Genomic DNA, 15,183 nt, shown 5'->3' on the forward strand with positions numbered 1-15,183 from the left:
AGCGGCAGCAACAGACACAAGTTGTTTCGGAGAAACATCCATTAAATCAATATTTTCTGGCTTTGCTAAACCTATTTCACCAGCTGTCCTAACTGGAATTACTGCGTCACGCTTTGATATTCAACCCACGTTCGGCCGCCGCTACAACCGATCATGGGGCTTTTTTGAGCCTAAACTGAGTTTACGCCATACACAATTTGCACTCGATGACCAGGCGCCTGGCGTAGACAGCAATCAGACGCGGACTCTACCCATCAGCAGCCTCGATAGTGGTTTATACTTTGACAAACCACTGGCTTTGGGTAAACGCGCCTTTATTCATACCCTTGAGCCGCGCTTGTTTTACTTGCACGTGCCGTTCAAAGACCAGGACGCTATCCCCATCTTTGATACCGGCCTTAATGACTTCACCTTTGAACAACTGTTCCGTGATAATCGTTTTTCCGGCGGTGACCGCGTGGGTGATGCCAATCAACTCGCCTTAGCCGTCACTTCACGGCTGATCGATGATGAAAGTGGTGATGAGCTGGTCCGGCTCGCCTTAGGCCAAATTCGCCATTTTCGTGATCGTAAAGTGACGCTCAACGGCGGCGCAATAGACACCGATAACACTTCTGATTTTGTTGCCCGCATCGATGCTATGCCTAACGGACGCTGGCGCGCCAGCGCTGAATGGCAGTGGGATCCTGATGACGAAAATTCAGTCAAAACCACCGTCAGTCTGCAATACCGTCCAACACCCGATCGCGGGCTAAATCTATCCTATCGCGCCCGCGACCCCTCAGCTATCGCTACCCCGGACACGCCGGTATTGGAGCAAACGGATGTGTCGTTTTTTTGGCCGCTAAACCAGCGTTGGCGTGCTGTCGGCCGCTGGAACTATTCGCTGGATCGCAGCCAAACACTGGAGTCCTTTGCCGGCATTGAATATGAGCAGTGCTGCTGGCGCTTATCCTTCGTCAGACGCGAGTTCATTAACGATATTAACGCCAGTGATGAAAGCAACACCGCTTTTCTTGTGCAGTTAGAGCTAAAAGGCCTCACCAGCATTGGCGGGGGCATCGATAGCTTGCTCGAAAATGGTATCCTTGGTTATCAACGATAAAGGTTTTTTTACAATGCAACACCGCTATTTCCATGTGCCCTCAGGGCATGCTGTTTTTCGCCTTGGCTTACGTGTGCCACTTACCCCCACGCTTTCGCGGGGGCTGGCTCTCGGAATACTACTTACCGGTATGGTCAGTTTTATTGGCTCAGCACACTCCGCTGACGAGGCGATCCCGCTTGATAGCATCGTCGCCGTTGTTAACGATGACATCATCACCAGCACCGAGCTAGGCGCCGAAGTCCAGCGCGTTAGCCAGGAACTGCGCCGCCGTAATACCCAGGCACCTAGCCTGGATGTCTTGCAAAAACAGGTACTAGAACGATTAGTTAACCGCAAAATACAATTACAAACCGCCCAACGTGCCAATATCGTCGTCGATGATGAAACCTTAAACCGTACGCTGACCAATATTGCTGCCGAAAGTAATTTGACCTTATCGCAGTTTCGCCAAGTATTAGTCCGTGACGGCATTAGCTTTGAGAAATTTCGTGAAAACATACGCGAGGAAATTACCTTAAACCGTTTTTACCAGCGCCAAATTGATAGCCGTGTTTCCATCAGCGATGCTGATATCACTGCCTTTCTTGAAACTCAACAAACGCAGGGCAATATTAACGTCGACTATCAGTTAGGTCATATTCTCATCGCTATACCTGAAAATGCCAATGCAGAAGAAGTCACTTTAGCGCGCGAAAAAGCTAAAGTCATTGTCACACGCCTAACACAAGGTGCTAATTTTGCTGAAATAGCGGTCGCCGAATCGGACGGTAGCACCGCGCTCGATGGCGGCAATCTTGGTTGGCGTGCAGCGAATGAGTTACCCACTTTATTTGCGCCTGTTGTACCCAGCATGGCCAAAGGCGATATCAGCAGTGTCATCAAAAGCACCAGTGGCTTTCACATTATAAAGCTGCTTGATAGCCGTGACACCGATACGCAAATCGTTAAACAAACCCAGGCACGGCACATTCTCGTCACCAATAGAGACCGTAGTAAAGAAGAAGCTTTAGCACTTGCGCAAACATTTCATCAACGCCTTGTCGACGGTGAAGGCTTTGCCTTGCTGGCAAAAGAGCACTCAGATGATCTTGGCTCAGGTAAAGAAGGTGGCAACCTTGGCTGGGTTAGCCCTGGCGCCACTGTCGCGCCTTTTGAAAAGGCAATGAACGCATTGGCCATTGGAGCAATGAGCGAACCTATCGAAACTCAATTTGGTTGGCATATTATTCATGTCAGTGATCGCCGTGATTTCGATGCAACAGAAACAGTGAAAAAAAACCGTGCGCGCGACATCGTGCGCCAACGTCGCATCGAAGAAGAGCGCCGAACGGAGCTACGTCGGCTGCGTGATGACGCCTACGTCGAGTTACGCCTCTAAGCAACCTCCCCTGTTATGTCATGAATACAGCCTATTGACTAATAGGTTTATCTAACCCAGAAAACCAAAGGTTTCCTAACATTTCAATACCCGAAAATAAAAACCATCTATGAGAACATGTAAACGTATCGCCATTACCCCTGGCGAACCTGCCGGCATTGGCCCTGACATCTGTCTTGCCTTGACACAAGAAGCAGGTGATCACGAACTCATTTTTATTGCCGACCTTGCTCTAATGCAAAAACGCGCAGAAACACTGAATATGAAGCTCAACATTTATCCAGCCGAGTTGTCACAAGCTGCTAAGCCACAACGCGCGGGTAACGTCTCCATCCTGCACCAACCCTTACTGAGTAAAAACCAATGCGGCCAACTTAATGTTGCCAATGCTGCCTATGTCCTATCCTGCATTGATAAAGCTGTCGACGGCTGCCTTAACGGTCGCTACGATGCCTTAGTGACCGGCCCTTTGCACAAGGGTATTATTAACGATGCTGGCATTGCTTTTAAAGGTCATACGGAATATTTAGCAGAGAAAACTCACACCGATCTACCGGTCATGATGTTGGCTGGGGGCGAACTACGTGTAGCGCTTGTCACTACACATATACCCCTGTCACAAGTCAGCCAGTCGATTACAACAGAACGCCTTAAACAAACGCTGTGTATTATCCATTCTGAGCTACAACAACGCTTCAAGCTCGAAAAACCACGTATAGGAATTTGTGGACTTAACCCACATGCGGGGGAAGGCGGCCATTTAGGTCGAGAAGAAATTGACACCATCATCCCAGTTATAAAACAATTACAAAAACAAGGATTGAATTTAACTGGCCCACTGCCTGCTGATACCATTTTCACACCACAACATATGCAACACTACGATGTCATCGTCGCTATGTATCATGACCAAGGCTTGCCAGTATTAAAGCATCATGCCTTTGGCAAGGGCGTTAATATTACTTTAGGCTTACCCATTATTCGCACTTCAGTCGACCACGGTACGGCTTTGGATCTGGCTGGCACAGGCAAAGCCGATCACAGTAGCCTACAAGCGGCGCTTGATATGGCCGTCATACTAACTAATTAAATAGGTAGAAGCGTGTTCGAACAGCATGTCACTCGTAAGCGTTTTGGCCAACATTTCCTCAAAGACGATGGTGTCATTCATGACATCATCCACGCCATCTCACCACAAAAAAACCAAGCCCTGGTAGAAATTGGCCCTGGTCGTGGCGCCCTCACCCTGCCATTATTAGAGTACGATGTAGCGCTGCGTTTAATAGAGCTTGATCGCGATTTAGTTGCCTGGTGGCAAGAACAAAAAAAACAGGGTGCAAATATTGAAGTGTATAACTGTGATGTGCTGCGGTTTGACTTTAATGAACTCGGCTCAGAACAAAAACCCATCAAGCTTATCGGTAACCTGCCTTACAATATTTCTACCCCGCTTTTTTTTCACCTTATTGACTTTCATGCCATCATTGTCGACATGTGTTTTATGGTGCAAAAAGAGATTGCACTTAGACTAATCGCGCAGCCTGGAGAAAAATCCTATAACCAGCTTAGTGTTTGGTTGCAACTACACTACCAAGTTGAAAGATTGTTTGATGTGCCACCCGACGCTTTCGAGCCACCACCCAAGGTCGACTCATCCATTATTCGCTTGCAACCTCACGCAACACCGCCTGTTAACATACAAGACAACCCTAGGTTCCATAAATTCATCAAAGCCTGCTTTGCGCAAAAACGTAAAACACTGCGTAATAACCTGAAAAAAATATTGGCTGCAGAACAAATACAAGCAGCCAACATTGACCCTTCTCGTCGCGCTGAAACCTTAACGCTAAAAGAATTTGCAAACCTATACACACAGCTACAAACTACCAAGTAGAACTATCAGTGCAACGTTTTATATTTCCATTTTTATCAGCAATATTTATTTGCCTGATATTATTTTCCCTATTTGCCTGCAGCAATCCAAAACATCAACCCGTATCAACAATCCGTGTCACGCCATCGCTCAACAATAATGTAGTGATTATGGCTGACGGCTATCGCTTACCACTGGATACATACCTGGCTAATAACCCAAAAACCAGCCTCATCGCGCTGCATGGCTTTAATGATTATCGCAACGCCTTTGCACCACTATGCACTTATTTATCTGAGCACAATGTGAATTGTTACGCCTACGATCAACGTGGTTTTGGTGAGACCCAACACAGGGGGCTATGGCCTCATGAGGACGCTCTGCAAAATGACTTGGCAACAATGATAAAACTCATTAAAGACAAACACCCTGACTTGCCGCTTTATATTATTGGTGAAAGTATGGGCGGCGCTGTTGTTATGACCACCTTCGCCAAGCCAAATGCACCACAGGTTGCCGGTATTAGTCTGCTCGCTCCCGCCGTATGGGCGCGACACACACAGCCTTGGTATCAACGGCTCGCACTGTGGCTAACTGTACGCATCGCGCCAGCATGGAAACCCACCGCAAAAGGGTTTGAACGCGTGGTATCCGATAACGACAATATGCTCAAAGAACTATCGAAAGACCCACTGGTGATTAAGGCTACACGTATTGATGCTATTTACGGCCTCACTAACCTGATGGATCAAGCGCTCGCCGCTGCCAAAGGGGTTTCAGCAAAAGGTATTGTCTTCTATGGTGATAAAGATGAACTCATCACCAAGCAACCCACCTGTGAAATGTTAGCGAATATTGCTGAAAATAAAATTAATAATATGCGTTTTGTCTTATATAAAAATGGCTATCACATGCTCAGTCGTGATCTACAGGCTAATAATGTCTATCAAGACTTGATTACGTGGATAGACGATGCAGACCAGCCGCTAAACACAGAATTGAGTCTCAACAATAACGAATGGAAAAACCTGTATTGCAATTTGTAAGACTTGCATAAGTTTGCTATTAAAATCAGGAGCTCTTAATTTAACTCATCGTCCGCAACGTGATATTTAGGATCTTCAAGATAATTCACTTCGACCAAATCACCCGCTTTTTTAAGTAGTAAGCGACACTCAGGACTAAGATGACGCAGATGCAGGGTTTTTCCTGCCTTGACGTAACGTTCTGCCAAGGTGTCGATAGACTCGATTGCAGAGTGGTCAACAACACGTGATTGTTGAAATTCGATAATTACATCGTCGGGGTCGTCTTTCGGATTAAATAAGTCTTGAAAGTTTTTAACTGAGGCAAAAAACAAAGGGCCGCTTAGCTCATATACTTTTGAGCCTTTGTCATCAATATAACTTTTTACACCAATGTGCTTGGCATGCTCCCATGCAAAGACCAATGCCGACACAATCACACCAACAATGACTGCAACAGCCAGGTCGGTAAATACGGTTACACTCGACACTAAAATTAAAACAAAAGCATCCGCCTTGGGAATTTTTCCGAGTATGCGAAAGCTTGACCACTCAAAGGTACCAATCACTACCATGAACATCACACCGGTCAATGCCGCCAACGGTATTTGTTCAATCAAGCCAGATGCAAAGAGAATAAAAGCCAATAAAAACAAGGCTGCACTAATTGATGATAAACGACCACGGCCACCCGACTCGATATTAATCATGCTCTGACCGATCATCGCGCAACCACCCATGCCGCCAAAGAAACCTGTAACAAGGTTAGCACCACCTTGAGCAACACACTCTACGTTACCGCGGCCCCGTGTGTCGGTCATTTCATCAATCACAGTTAATGTTAGCAAAGACTCAATCAAACCAATCAATGCTAATACAATTGCATAAGGCAAAATAATTTTCAGGGTTTCCCAGCTCAACTCAACCATGGGAATATGGAATGAGGGTAAGTTGCCTTTGATAGATGCCAAATCACCAACGGTACGACTATCCCAGCCCACGAAAATCACAATCAATGACACCGTAATAATCGCCACTAATGATGAAGGAATTGCATTGGTTAATTTAGGTAAAAAATGAATAATCGCCATGGTCAATGCAACCAGGCCAAGCATCACCCACAATGCCTGGCTTTGAATCCATTCACCATCAATCTGGAAGGTCTCAAGCTGAGCTAAAAAAATGATAATGGCTAAACCGTTAACAAAACCCAACATAACCGGGTGCGGCACAATACGAATCAGTTTTCCTAGCTTAAGCAAACCAATGGTGATCTGAATAATTCCGGTTAGTACTACCGCAGCAAGTAAATATTCCAGCCCGTGTTGCGCAACCAACGCCACCATCACCACTGCCATGGAGCCTGTTGCACCAGAGATCGTGCCAGGGCGACCGCCAAATAGACCGGTGATCAGACCAACCAAAAAGGCCGCATAAAGACCGACCAAAGGTTCAACCCCGGCAACAAAGGCAAACGCCACCGCTTCGGGCACCAATGCCAGAGCGACTGTCAATCCAGATAATATGTCGTTTTTAGGGCTGCCCTGTCCGGCTATATAATGGTAAAACATGCTAACCTCGTGGTTGGTGGCACCAAACACGGCGCTCTTAGGCGGTTGGCGATACTAACATAGCCAGTGCGCCAGTCAGTGCCTATAAAGTAGGGTATCGTCACACAATACATTGCCTTAACATTTTTTGTTACACAGCCCATATCTCTATGACTATTGATCTCAATGCCTTAACACTGGAAAGCGGCAAACGCCTACACTCAGTTGAACGTGATGGAGAAGATATTCAAGTACGTGAGCTGGAAGGCATCCGCTGGTTTCACTTCAATAGCCCGGCGATTCAGTCTGCTATGTCAGTGGATGAACCAGAAAAACTGATTCTGCCCTACGCACGAACCATGTTGGCAGGCTTTATGTTTCAACCACTACCCAAGAGCCTGCTTAGTCTCGGCCTCGGTGGCGGTGCATTTGAGCGCTTCTTTCGTAAGAAGCTGCCTGAGCTAAAACTGCAATCCGTTGAACTCAGCCCCACGGTGATTGAGATTTCGCGCGAATATTTTAAATTAGACTCCGATCACTATTCGATTTGGCAAGGCGGCGCCGAAGAGTATCTCGCACAAACTGATCAAACCTTCGATATGATTTTTTGCGACATCTTTGGTCATGATGGCGCGCCACCCTGTTTAAGCGATAACAACTTCTACAAAGACATAGCAAACAAACTGGATGATAACGGTATCGCCGTGGTTAATCTGTTGGTTAAAGACGCCACCGAAATGCTGAAAATGTTGCAGGCTGCCTATCCAAATTTTGATACGCTGGCTTTGCTCGACGTGCCGGAAGATAAAAATATTATTTTATTTTTATCCAAACAAGCCGCCACACCCATTAGCGCAGACAAAATCAATCAACTAACAAAAGACCTCGATGTTGATATGGCGTTACTGCAAAAATTGATTCGCTTTATTCCAAACCCCACACAGCAATAAAGCAAGGCTACACTGGCGACGCAGCAGGCTTATGAAATTCAATCACATTATCGTCTAGGTCACGGATAAAAATAAGCGTTGCTCCATCAGGCGTGGTAATAGGCCCCTCAGTAATTGGATAGTTCAACTCACCAAGTCGTTTTTGCACTGCCTCTAAATCAGACACCTCAAGCGCAATATGCGTATAACCCGTATGCTTTTCAGGCACATCCATCAATACATTCAACTTATCACTTTCAGACGCATTAAGAATGAAATTGATATTTACCCCAGAAGGATGTTCCATAATCGCCACAGGCTCAGGACCAATAGGCCCGACAATAAACTCAAAACCTAATTTTTCATAAAAGCCACGGGCAAGCTCTAAACTACTCACCCTAAGACCGATATGATTAATACGCATGATCTCTTTCATTGATTAACCCTCTAAAGCATGCACAGCTTATTCAGTACCACTAATACGGTTACTTAAAAAAGCTTAAACCGTCTACTTGAAACTTCGCTTATTAATAGAAGAATTACGAACCAGTATGCTCAATAGGGGAAATTAGATCCTTACGCTCGTAATATCGGACTATATCAATGTTAACGTCATAGGCTTTTTCTGGTTGACCAATTTAGTGGTGCCCTCTAAACCCCCTAGAGCTGTTGCTAAACCCACGATTAAAGCTTCTCGAATTTCTTTTAAATCCTCTGGAGTGGTGCCCTTTAAATCCACGATCAATAAAGCTTCTGCTAAACCCACGATTAAAGTTTCTCGAATTTCTTTTAAATCCTCTGGAGTGATGCCCTTTAAATCCACGATTAAAGTTTCTCGAATTTCTTAAAAACCCTCTGGAGTTGTTGCTAAATCCACGATGAAATCTTTTGGAGTTTTGGCTAAACCCATATCTATAATAGCCAGTTTTAGAGAAATTATTATATTTCAGTGGTTTGCTGTACACATATTGATCATTTTCAATAACGTTATCATGTGTTAGCTGCTTTTTATTTTTGAAGTTTTTTTTCTTAAATTTATATGTGTCAAATCGGTATTTTTTTATGGTTGTGACTTGCTTAGGCTGCTGAGTATTTTTAGATTTAAGCGTGTCAATATCCGAATGCCCGTCTTTTTTTCTCACGTATTCATAATAGCCATCTTTATATATAAAGTGACCATTTTTAACAGAAAGAATAATAGGATATTCGCTGGATTGCTGTTTTTGTTCGGCGTGTGCAGAAAATACTACTGTTAATATGGCAATTAGCGTAAATGATAAATTTCTAAGAATGCGTCGAATTAACATGATGCGGCTCCTTATGTCTAAAGTGGCGCGAAATAAAGTGGTCTTGCATTTGCTTGCTACTTAGTCAGTATAGCCAGGCAAGAGGTGGCTATTTATCCACTATAGGTATAGATTTTATCACACGGATTATGTGTAAGTTTGGTGCAGTAAGATTGCTATGTGCCGAAGTAACAAATTTTTAGATAAAAATCAGAGGCTTCCAGGAGGAGCGTAACTTTTTGATAAAAAACTGGGGGGTTATCAAACGTCAAGACGGTCAAGACGGTCAAGAAAAGTACGATCTACTGAAATATTTTTTCAGTAAATCGTTGCTTCGTGCTAGCACATCTTGTCGAGTTTTCGCTTCTTTCAGTGTCAGCTTGGTGAATAGTCCGTCGAGCGTCTTGTTGATCACCTATCTGTCCAGGTGGAGTTTATCTTCGCTTATTACGCGAGGTTCCGCCTGGAAGGCGACTGCTGTGTGGAAGCAAGGGTTTTGGTTACTTTTGACCGCAAACACACTCGTCCGTAATATATTAAAATTGGCGAAAAACAATAGTAGAAAAGACAACCGATATATATGGATTCCCTTCTCCAAGGGAATGACGGGGGTGTGGCTGAGGGAATGACGGGTGTGTGGCTGATTTTCGTTCCCGACAAAATCAGCATTTCCCACATCTATGTAAGTTAGATGCCCGCCTACGCGGGAACAACAACATGGAAGAAAAAATAAAAAACCTAATGGTCGTGACCACATCCCCCAGCTGTATGTACATGCCCATGACTCAATTCTTCTTCTGTCGCTTGACGAATTGAATCAATCGTCACATCAAAATGTAAGGTCATCCCTGCCATCGGATGATTACCATTAACAGTGATCTCTTTTTCACCGACCTCTTCAATGACAACCATTTGAAGATGACCATCTTCACCTTCTGCGTCAAAACGCATACCGGATTTTAACTCGCCCATCCCTTCGAACGCGCTTAGCGGCACTTTACCCATCATCTCTTCTTTCTTTTCGCCATAGGCTTTTTCAGGTGGCACAGTCACGTTTACGTTGTCACCAATGTTCTTACCAGCTAATGCTTCTTCCAGACCAGGGATAATATTTCCACAACCGTGTAAATATACTAATGGCTCACCGTCGCTAGATCCATCAAGCTTATCGCCGTTATCATTTTTTAAGGTGTAATGAATAGCCACTACCGCTTTATCTGTAATTGTCATTATTATTTCCTGATAATATAAATTTAAAATTTTAAGTAATTTTTTCCATCATACTTTCAATACTTACTTCGGCTCGCTTATTGATTTCACGCGCGGACAAGCCCTTACAATCAATCGGCTTGCCAATGGATAAGGTAATTGTGCCTGGCTTTTTTAAGAAACCACGACGCGGCCAGTAATACCCTGCATTATGCGCGACCGGCACGACAAGACCGCCGTTATATTGCGCTAGCATGGCTCCACCAATTTGGTATTGGCCTTTTTCACCCGGCGGCATGCGTGTGCCTTCAGGAAATATCACTATCCAACGTCCATTTTGAAGACGCTTATCCCCTTCTTCACGCAGTTGTTTCAATGCCTTACGCCCAGCACCACGGTTAATAGCAATAGGTTCTAACATGGCTAAACCCCAACCGAAGAAGGGGACTTTAAGCAGCTCTTTTTTCATTACCCACACTTGCGGTGGAAAAATATTCTGCAACACCATTGTCTCCCACATTGACTGATGCTTACAAAATATAATTGAATTTTTCTTAGGGATGTTTTCTCTGCCTAACACTTTATAGTCAAGGCCGCAGGCAAGCTTTAACCACCAGAGATTCATTCGCGCCCATTGCTTGATAAAGGCATAACGCTTTTCAAACGGAAAGGGGAAAGTGAACACGCCCAAAATGGCGAATATAACGATGGTTACTAAAGAAAACAATGAGTATAAAAGAGAGCGTAGCCAGATCATATGATTATGGAATCTCAGTAGCCAAGGCGTCGTTAATACTGCCATCGATAATGGCATCGGCCGCCGCAGACAGATCGGCGTAAACAGGTATACCTTTGATATCCTCTGGGTTTTTCAGGGTTTGCTCACCTCGCCCTGTCAACACCAACACGGGGGTTGCACCCGCAGCTGCGGCCGCCTGAATATCACGCAGTGAATCACCTATTGCTGGTACACCTTTAAGATTGATATGCAAGCGTTCGGCAATATCGTTAAACAAACCAGGCTTAGGCTTACGACAATCACATTCATCGCCCGGCTCGTGTGGACAAAAAAAGATGGCTTCGATATTACCGCCAGCGTCGCTGACATGACGGTGCATTTTTTCATGAATACGACCTAACATACTGATGTCGAACAAACCCCGCGCTATTCCCGACTGATTAGTGGCAACTACGACGCGAAAACCCGCTCGATTAAGACGTGCAATAGCAGTGATACTATCAGGTATCGGCTTCCATTCTATGGGTGTTTTAATAAAATGATCTGATTCATGATTGATAACGCCGTCACGATCCAGAATAACGAGCTTCATAGTATGATTCCCGGCCAGCTATAGCTGCAAACAGGAAATGTCTGCAACCTTTAAAAAAAGGTTTCTCGTTTGACACAATAAGGCGATGCGATTATTTTTTACTTTTTCATCATCACACATCACCATGACTTGATCAAAAAATATATCAATGCTGTCTTTCAATGTCGACAATTGTGACAATACTTTTTCGTAATCTCTCGCTTTAATTAAAGGCGCGATCGTTACCGCTAACGACTGTACCTGGCTATGCAACGCCTTCTCTGAATTATCTTCGAGCAAGCTAGGATCAATAGTTTGATCAATATTGCTGTCTACGTCACTTTTCTTAAGAATATTCGTAATACGTTTATTAGCTGCTGCCAAGGCCGCAGCTTCTGGCTGTAAACGAAATACACTAATGGCTTTGATGCGACGATCAATATCATAAGGTTGGCATTCAGATTGCCAGTGACGCACGCTGTCTACTGCTTCATAAGTATCGTGGCTAACACCTTGATCGAGGTAATAACCACGCAATCGTCCACGAACAAAACCATCAATCTCTTTTAAAACCTTACTCGTATCAAAAGTATTCGGCAATTGGTTCAAGGCTGCTGTAAATAATTGTGTCAGATCAAGGTCTAGTGATTTCTCAACAACAATGCGAATCACGCCCAGCACCGCACGACGCAATGCAAAGGGGTCGCGCTCTCCGGTTGGCGCTTGGCCAATCGAAAACAAGGCAGCAATAGAATCGATGCGATCCGCCAAGGCGAGACTTTGCGATATTTCACTTGCCGGCAATTCATCGCCAGAAAAACGTGGGTAGTAATATTCTTTTAAGGCTATAGCAACATTATCAGGCAAATTATTCGGTGCACGTTGTGCATATTGGTAACCCATCTCACCTTGTAACTCAGGAAATTCAAACACCATGTGGCTTTGCAAGTCTGCCTTGCATAAGCTTGCTGCTTGCTCTAAGGCTGCGCAGGTTTCGCTGGAAAACCCTTGCGCCGACGCAATGTTTTTCGCCAAACCACGTACGTTTTTCATCTTATCGTAGACCGACCCTAACTTATGTTGGAACACGACGTTTTTCAAACCATCAACAAGCTCTGATAAAGGTGCTTTTAAATCTTTCTTAAAGAAAAAGGTCGCATCGGCGAGACGCGCTTTAACAACACGCTCATTCCCCGATATAACAACTGCTGGGTTACTACTGTCAACATTGCTGATGCTGATAAAATAGGGCAGCAATTTACCGCCTTTTTTAACGTGAAAACATTTCTGATGGCCTTTTAATACAGCAACGATGACAGGCTCTGGCAATTCAAGAAAAGTATTATCAAATTGTCCTAATATCGGTGAAGGCCATTCGACAATACTGGTGATCAGCTCTAACAATTCATTATCAATAACAGCTTCACCACCTGCCTCATTTGCTGCGGTATTAATGGCCGCAACAACACGCTTTTTGCGCACGTCAATATCGGCAAGCACACGAGCTTTTTCCAAGGCCGACAAATAATCGGCGGGGCGTTTTATTTTGACCGCTTGCGGATGATGAAAACGATGGCCGTAACTTTGATTGTTCGCACTCTGTCCAAATTGGGTATAAGGTAAAACCTGATCGCCATACATTAAAATCAACCAATGCACGGGACGGACAAAGGTTTCGCCTAAATCACCCCAACGCATACGCTTGGGTATGGGCAATTTGGATAGTGATTGCTTGATAATATCAGGCAGCAACTCTGCTAAGGATTTACCTTTAATCAGGCTACGATAAACAAACCACGCGACCTTATCTGTTTCGAGTTTTTCCAAATCATTAACATCAGCACCACATGATCGCGCAAAACCTTGCAGCGCCTTACTTGGGTTTCCTGCCTCATCAAAAGCGGCTGCGATGGCCGGGCCACGTCGTTCGCTATTTACATCCGGCTGTTCTGCAACAAGATCTTTTACGATAAAGGCTAAACGACGTGGTGAGGCGAAAGAGTCAATGCGGGTAAATTCCAACTTGGCTTGCTTAAGGCCCGCTTCAACACCCTTCGCCAAGGCTTGCGCCAAGCGTGACAAGGCCATTGGCGGCAACTCTTCAGTGCCAATTTCAAATAGCAAATCATCACGCGCACTCACTTCCCTGCCCCCGTTTTATCTCCATTGAGCATGGGGAATCCAAGCGCTTCGCGGCACTCGTAATAAGCCGTTGCAACAGAGCGCGCAAGATTACGCACACGACCAATAAAGCGCGCGCGTTCGGTGACACTGATAGCGCCACGCGCATCAAGCAGGTTAAAACAATGCGATGCTTTTAATACCATTTCATAAGCAGGTAATGACAGGCCTGCCTCAACTAATGACTGGCTATCAGTTTCGTACTGGTCAAAGTATTTGAACAAGGCATCGACATCAGCTTGTTCAAAATTGTAGGCTGACATCTCTACTTCGTTTTGATGAAAGACATCGCCATAGCTAACACGTCCGGTGAGGCCATCTTCACACCAGGTTAAATCGTAAACACTGTCAACACCTTGTAAATACATAGCGATACGTTCTAAGCCGTAGGTAATTTCACCCGTGACGGGCTTGCAATCAAGGCCGCCGACTTGTTGGAAATAGGTGAACTGACTGACTTCCATACCATCGAGCCAGACTTCCCAACCTAGACCCCAAGCGCCTAAGGTAGGCGATTCCCAATCGTCTTCGACAAAGCGCACATCGTGCTCAAGTGGATCAATACCCAGTACTTTCAGCGAGTCGAGATAAAGTTGTTGTATATCTAAGGGTGAAGGTTTGATCACTACCTGAAACTGGTAGTAGTGCTGTAGGCGATTCGGGTTGTCGCCATAACGCCCATCAGTGGGTCGGCGACAAGGTTGCACATAGGCAGCAGCCCAAGGTTCTGGGCCAATCGAGCGCAAAAACGTTGCAGGATGAAAGGTACCCGCACCCATTTCCATATCATAGGGCTGCATTAATGCACAGCCTTTTGCCGCCCAATAGTGTTGTAGCGTGAGAATCATGCCCTGAAACGAGGCTGACGGTGATAAATCTTGTGGTTGCGAAGGCGCTGTCATGTTACTCAATAGGCTTTATTTAGCTCACTATTATAACGGGTCGTTCATCTCAAATGTCTACGATTTCATGGTTTTAGCGCGAAACCTATTGGCTCCACTAAACTGTACTCCAACAACCTTGTATTGATGGGTTCAGAGCCAGCCAAATGTACCAATACAAGACGCAGCCCGCAGACAAGGGTTGTTCCCTTTTCAAGGGCTGCGTGCATGTCGATATTTTCCATTGTGCTGTCGGTATTAAAACCTGTTTTTCTTATTGTGCTAGGGGCACTTTTATTGGGGCAATTTGTGGTGCCATATATGGAGCAAATAGCGCAAGGGCAGCGGGCTTTGCATCAGGGCGGCGGTAAAGTGTTACGAATAAAACACGGTAATTGGCATCGTGAAGGTAACGACTTTATTCACGTGAATGCCATCGAACCTAACGGGGTG

16 protein-coding genes are annotated in these 15,183 nt (G+C 45.1%); 7 read left to right on the forward strand and 9 right to left on the reverse strand.

Going from position 1 to position 15,183, the window contains the following annotated elements; translation table 11 throughout:
- From lptD to JKY90_04375, 5 genes are all read left to right on the forward strand, one after another.
- A partial coding sequence (gene lptD, locus JKY90_04355; protein ID MBL4851496.1) for an LPS assembly protein LptD occupies positions 1 to 1,105 on the forward strand: 1,105 nt, incomplete at its 5' end.
- A 13-nt stretch (positions 1,106 to 1,118) separates the two neighbouring features.
- The gene (locus JKY90_04360; protein ID MBL4851497.1) at positions 1,119 to 2,486 is read left to right on the forward strand and encodes a peptidylprolyl isomerase; all 1,368 of its coding nucleotides are present in this window, start codon (positions 1,119 to 1,121) and stop codon (positions 2,484 to 2,486) included.
- Between the two features lie 109 nt (positions 2,487 to 2,595).
- Complete coding sequence (gene pdxA / locus JKY90_04365; protein MBL4851498.1) at positions 2,596 to 3,576, forward strand: 4-hydroxythreonine-4-phosphate dehydrogenase PdxA; 981 nt, start codon at positions 2,596 to 2,598, stop codon at positions 3,574 to 3,576.
- Positions 3,577 to 3,588: 12 nt separating this feature from the next.
- Positions 3,589 to 4,380 carry a 16S rRNA (adenine(1518)-N(6)/adenine(1519)-N(6))-dimethyltransferase RsmA gene (rsmA, locus tag JKY90_04370; protein MBL4851499.1) on the forward strand — a complete coding sequence of 264 codons (792 nt, stop codon included), beginning with the start codon at positions 3,589 to 3,591 and terminating at the stop codon, positions 4,378 to 4,380.
- 8 nt (positions 4,381 to 4,388) lie between these two features.
- Entirely contained in the window at positions 4,389 to 5,405 is a 1,017-nt protein-coding gene (locus tag JKY90_04375) for a lysophospholipase (protein ID MBL4851500.1), read from the forward strand.
- Positions 5,406 to 5,440: 35 nt separating this feature from the next.
- Here the strand turns inward: JKY90_04375 and JKY90_04380 are convergent, their stop codons facing one another.
- Positions 5,441 to 6,955 carry a SulP family inorganic anion transporter gene (locus JKY90_04380; GenBank protein ID MBL4851501.1) on the reverse strand — a complete coding sequence of 505 codons (1,515 nt, stop codon included), beginning with the start codon at positions 6,953 to 6,955 and terminating at the stop codon, positions 5,441 to 5,443.
- 149 nt (positions 6,956 to 7,104) lie between these two features.
- Between JKY90_04380 and JKY90_04385 the strand changes: the two genes are divergently transcribed.
- A complete protein-coding gene (locus JKY90_04385) occupies positions 7,105 to 7,884 on the forward strand; it encodes a fused MFS/spermidine synthase (protein MBL4851502.1) in 780 nt (259 codons plus the stop codon).
- Between the two features lie 7 nt (positions 7,885 to 7,891).
- Here the strand turns inward: JKY90_04385 and JKY90_04390 are convergent, their stop codons facing one another.
- The 8 genes from JKY90_04390 to glyQ all read right to left on the reverse strand — a co-directional run bounded on the left by JKY90_04390 (position 7,892) and on the right by glyQ (position 14,751).
- Positions 7,892 to 8,299, reverse strand: a complete 408-nt coding sequence (locus tag JKY90_04390; GenBank protein ID MBL4851503.1) for a VOC family protein — start codon at positions 8,297 to 8,299, stop codon at positions 7,892 to 7,894.
- A gap of 202 nt (positions 8,300 to 8,501) precedes the next feature.
- Entirely contained in the window at positions 8,502 to 9,170 is a 669-nt protein-coding gene (locus JKY90_04395; protein ID MBL4851504.1) for a hypothetical protein, read from the reverse strand.
- Between the two features lie 265 nt (positions 9,171 to 9,435).
- The gene (locus tag JKY90_04400; protein ID MBL4851505.1) at positions 9,436 to 9,564 is read right to left on the reverse strand and encodes a DUF4197 family protein; all 129 of its coding nucleotides are present in this window, start codon (positions 9,562 to 9,564) and stop codon (positions 9,436 to 9,438) included.
- 323 nt (positions 9,565 to 9,887) lie between these two features.
- Complete coding sequence (locus JKY90_04405) at positions 9,888 to 10,379, reverse strand: peptidylprolyl isomerase (GenBank protein ID MBL4851506.1); 492 nt, start codon at positions 10,377 to 10,379, stop codon at positions 9,888 to 9,890.
- A 31-nt stretch (positions 10,380 to 10,410) separates the two neighbouring features.
- Positions 10,411 to 11,115: a 1-acyl-sn-glycerol-3-phosphate acyltransferase gene (locus JKY90_04410; GenBank protein MBL4851507.1), complete on the reverse strand. Its 705-nt coding sequence runs from the start codon at positions 11,113 to 11,115 to the stop codon at positions 10,411 to 10,413.
- A 4-nt stretch (positions 11,116 to 11,119) separates the two neighbouring features.
- Entirely contained in the window at positions 11,120 to 11,689 is a 570-nt protein-coding gene (gene gmhB / locus JKY90_04415) for a D-glycero-beta-D-manno-heptose 1,7-bisphosphate 7-phosphatase (GenBank protein ID MBL4851508.1), read from the reverse strand.
- An 18-nt stretch (positions 11,690 to 11,707) separates the two neighbouring features.
- Entirely contained in the window at positions 11,708 to 13,810 is a 2,103-nt protein-coding gene (locus JKY90_04420; GenBank protein ID MBL4851509.1) for a glycine--tRNA ligase subunit beta, read from the reverse strand.
- Entirely contained in the window at positions 13,807 to 14,751 is a 945-nt protein-coding gene (glyQ, locus tag JKY90_04425; GenBank protein MBL4851510.1) for a glycine--tRNA ligase subunit alpha, read from the reverse strand. Before glyQ ends, JKY90_04420 begins: the two co-directional genes overlap by 4 nt.
- A 207-nt stretch (positions 14,752 to 14,958) precedes the next feature.
- Here glyQ and JKY90_04430 point away from each other — a divergent pair.
- A partial coding sequence (locus tag JKY90_04430) for an LPS export ABC transporter permease LptG (GenBank protein MBL4851511.1) occupies positions 14,959 to 15,183 on the forward strand: 225 nt, incomplete at its 3' end.

The sequence above is a fragment of the Gammaproteobacteria bacterium genome (genome assembly GCA_016765075.1).
Classification (GTDB): Bacteria; Pseudomonadota; Gammaproteobacteria.

Excerpts from the sequence above, each read along its gene's own strand:
- glyQ (MBL4851510.1), bottom strand. The coding sequence starts at position 14,751 with ATGACAGCGCCTTCGCAACCACAAGATTTATCACCGTCAGCCTCGTTT.
- pdxA (MBL4851498.1), top strand. The coding sequence starts at position 2,596 with ATGAGAACATGTAAACGTATCGCCATTACCCCTGGCGAACCTGCCGGC.
- JKY90_04360 (MBL4851497.1), top strand. The coding sequence starts at position 1,119 with ATGCAACACCGCTATTTCCATGTGCCCTCAGGGCATGCTGTTTTTCGC.
- JKY90_04390 (MBL4851503.1), bottom strand. The coding sequence starts at position 8,299 with ATGAAAGAGATCATGCGTATTAATCATATCGGTCTTAGGGTGAGTAGT.
- JKY90_04380 (MBL4851501.1), bottom strand. The coding sequence starts at position 6,955 with ATGTTTTACCATTATATAGCCGGACAGGGCAGCCCTAAAAACGACATA.
- JKY90_04395 (MBL4851504.1), bottom strand. The coding sequence starts at position 9,170 with ATGTTAATTCGACGCATTCTTAGAAATTTATCATTTACGCTAATTGCC.
- gmhB (MBL4851508.1), bottom strand. The coding sequence starts at position 11,689 with ATGAAGCTCGTTATTCTGGATCGTGACGGCGTTATCAATCATGAATCA.
- JKY90_04410 (MBL4851507.1), bottom strand. The coding sequence starts at position 11,115 with ATGATCTGGCTACGCTCTCTTTTATACTCATTGTTTTCTTTAGTAACC.
- JKY90_04405 (MBL4851506.1), bottom strand. The coding sequence starts at position 10,379 with ATGACAATTACAGATAAAGCGGTAGTGGCTATTCATTACACCTTAAAA.
- JKY90_04385 (MBL4851502.1), top strand. The coding sequence starts at position 7,105 with ATGACTATTGATCTCAATGCCTTAACACTGGAAAGCGGCAAACGCCTA.